This window comes from Kitasatospora sp. MY 5-36, assembly GCF_001182915.1.
In the GTDB taxonomy this organism is placed as follows: domain Bacteria; phylum Actinomycetota; class Actinomycetes; order Streptomycetales; family Streptomycetaceae; genus Kitasatospora.
On the sequence record NZ_LFVW01000953.1, the window covers coordinates 1 to 2,995 of the forward strand.

Consider the following 2,995-nt stretch of genomic DNA (forward strand, 5'->3'; position numbering starts at 1 on the left):
CCTGCCCGGGCCCGACCGGCTGGTGGCGCTCCAGCGGGTGCTGCGGCACGCGCTCGCCCTGCGGGTCTACGGGCCGGTCGCGGCCGGGGAGCCGACCGCCTCCGCCTGGGAGGCGGTGCTGCCCGGCATGCGGCTGACCCTGACGCTGTCGCCCGACGCCGCCCGGGGCTTCTCCGGCGAGGGCGGGGTGCTCGACGCGCTCGCCACCGGCACGGCCGAACGGGACGCCGAGCTGATCGCGGTGCTGCTCGCCTGGGAGCCCCGGATCGAGGTCGGGGACCTCGCCGCCCAGTCCGGGCTGAGCCCCGAGCGGGTCCGCGCCGCGCTCACCCGGCTGGGCACCGCCGGGCAGATCGGCTACGACACCGCCGAGGCCGCGTACTTCCACCGGCAGCTCCCGTACGACGCCGGGCGGGCCGAGGCGGCCAACCCCCGGCTGCGGGCCGCCCGGGCACTGGTCGAGGCGGGCGCCGTACGGCTGGAGGAGGGCGGGGCGACGGCCGTCGTCACGGTGGACGAGCACATCCAGCGGGTGCGGACGGACGAGTCGGGGCGGCTGAGCTGCACCTGCCTGTGGTGGGGCAAGTACCGGGGCGGACGCGGGCCGTGCAAGCACGCGCTCGCGGTCGGCATGGTGCGGGAGACGGCCGCCGGGGCGGCGGGGACGAAGGGGGCCGGAGCGTGAGCACGGTGGAGGGGGCCGACCGGCAGGGGCCCGTCGACGACCTGCTGACGACCGTCCGGTCCGGGCGGCTGGCACGGATACCGGAGCTGCTGGCCGGGCTGGACGCGGCCCAGCGGCGGGCCGCCCTGACCGCGCTCAAGGCGCTGCGCAAGGAGCTGCGCCAGGAGTGGTCCCGGGAGGCGACCGAGACCAGGGGACGCCTGCTGGTGGCCGGGGCCGGCTGCCACTCCGGCCCGGCCGCCGCCGCCACCTGGCTGGCCGGCAGCGACTTCGGCGTCCGTGACTGGGCCCGGAACTCCGTGCTGCACCAGGTCGTCGAGGCGCAGCCGGTGGAGTGGCAGGTCGAGGTGGTCGCCCGGCTCGCCGTCCGGCCGGTGCGCAACCAGGGCTGGTCGATGTACCCGGTGATGGAGGCCGTGGTCCGGCGCACCGGCTGCGAGGTGCCGCGCGGCGAGACCTTCGTCCGGGGCTGGACGGACCGTGTGAGCGACTTCGGCAGCCGCGGCGCGCGTCCGACGCTGGCCGAGAAGCTGCGCCAGGACGCCTTCACCCCGGTGCTGCTGCCCGAGCTGCTCGAACTCGCGGACGTCGGCTCGCAGCTGACGCACCGGCACAGCCCGCGCCCCGGCGACGTCTGGACCGAGGCGATCGGCGAACTGGCCGCGGCCGGCCTGGTCGACCGGGCCGAGCTGCTCGACCGCTGCCTGGCCCGGCTGCTGCGCGGCGGCAAGCCGGCCGACCAGCGGGCCCTCCTGGAGGTGCTGCGGGCGCTCGATCCGACACCGGCCGAGTACGCGGCCCGGGTGCGCGACCTGGTGGCGCTGCTGGACGGCCAGTCGGTGCTCGCCGGGCACGCCCAGGAGGTGCTCGCCGGGCTGGACGAGGCCGGCCTGATCGAGCCCGAGGTGCTCGCCGAGGCCTCGGCGGTGGTGCTGTTCCGGACCGAGAAGAAGCTGGTCCGAGCCCAGCTGGCCTGGCTGGACAAGGCCGCCCGGCGCGTGCCCGGGCGCTCCGGCCCGGTGGTGCTGGCCGCGGCCGAGGCCTTCGGGCACCCCGACGCGGCCCTCCAGGAACGGGCGCTGAACGTGGTGGCCCGGCACCTGAAGGCGGCGGGGGAGGCGGTGGTGGCGGAGCTGCGGACCGCCGCCGAGGGGCTGAACCCGGCCCACCACCAGCGTGCGGGCGACCTGCTCGGCGCGCCGGTCGGCGGCGACGGGGACGACCCGGACACCGGGTGGAACGCCCTCCTCCCGCCGGCCCCCGAACCGCGCCCGCTCGGCGCCCCGATCGGCTCGGCGGTGGAACTCGCGGAGGAGCTGTCCGCCCTGCTCGCCTCGGAGGAGCCCGCCGTGGCGGACTTCGAGCGGGTGCTGGACGGGCTGGTCCGGCTCACCCGCCTGGACCGGAGGGCGCTGGCCGAGGCGGTGGAGCCGGTCCGCCGGGTGCACCCGTGGCGCGGCACCAACAGCGTGGGCGACTGCACGCCCCGGGAGATCCTCTACGTGGTGGCCGCGGTGGCCGGGGAGACGCCGCCGTGGAAGGTCTGGGACTACCTCGGCCGCAAGGGCCGCTCCGTGCTGCGCGGAGCGCACACCACCGTGCACGGGGCCGTCCTCGCCGCCCGCCTGGAGGAGGCCGCCTGGCAGGTCCACCACGCCGGGCTGCCGTACCTGCTCGCCACCCCGACCGACGCCACCGGCGCACTGGACGCGGCCGAACTGGTCGAGCGGCTCGCCGGGTACGAGGCGGCGGGCGTCAAACCGGGGAAGGCCGACCTGTCCCAGGCCCTGCTGCGGGTCGACGTGCGGGCCCAGGAGGCGGTGCTGAAGGCCGCCGGGGCGCTCACCTCCCCGGCCGGGCGGTGGCTGGCGCACTGGCTGCGCACCGGCGGCCTGCCCGGGCAGCCCTCCGAGCGGGTGGTGTTCGCGCCCGGCAAGGGGGTGCGGCACACCAACGTGCACGGGGACCGCTGGTGGGAGGAGGTCGAGCGGATCGCCGTCGCCCAGCCGGGCATCGGCGCCGGACCGAAGGGGCCGGGCGGCGAGCGGCTCCCGGCCGAGCCGCGGGCCCTGCTGGACGGCACCGAGCCCAGCGTCGCCCGGGCCCGCACGGTGTACGGCTGGACGTGGCGGCCCGTCGCGCACTGGTTCGCGATGCTCCCCTGGCACCGGGAGGAGCTGGCCGCGCGCTGGCTCGACCCCTTCGCCGGGGGCGCCGACCAGGACGAGCGCGGCGCCGCCCGCTACCTCCCGCTGCTCGCCGAGGCCGGCGGCCCGGCCGGGCTCGCGCTGCACCTCGCGCTGGCGTACG

At 78.0% G+C, this 2,995-nt stretch carries 2 protein-coding genes; both read left to right on the forward strand.

The window, feature by feature from the left end; genetic code table 11:
- On the forward strand, positions 1 to 685 hold a 685-nt coding region (locus tag AE652_RS38720), incomplete at its 5' end, for an SWIM zinc finger family protein (protein ID WP_049660144.1).
- Positions 682 to 2,995, forward strand: a 2,314-nt coding sequence (locus AE652_RS38725; RefSeq protein WP_049660146.1) for a DUF6493 family protein, incomplete at its 3' end; no start/stop codon positions are given. The genes AE652_RS38720 and AE652_RS38725, both read left to right, overlap by 4 nt.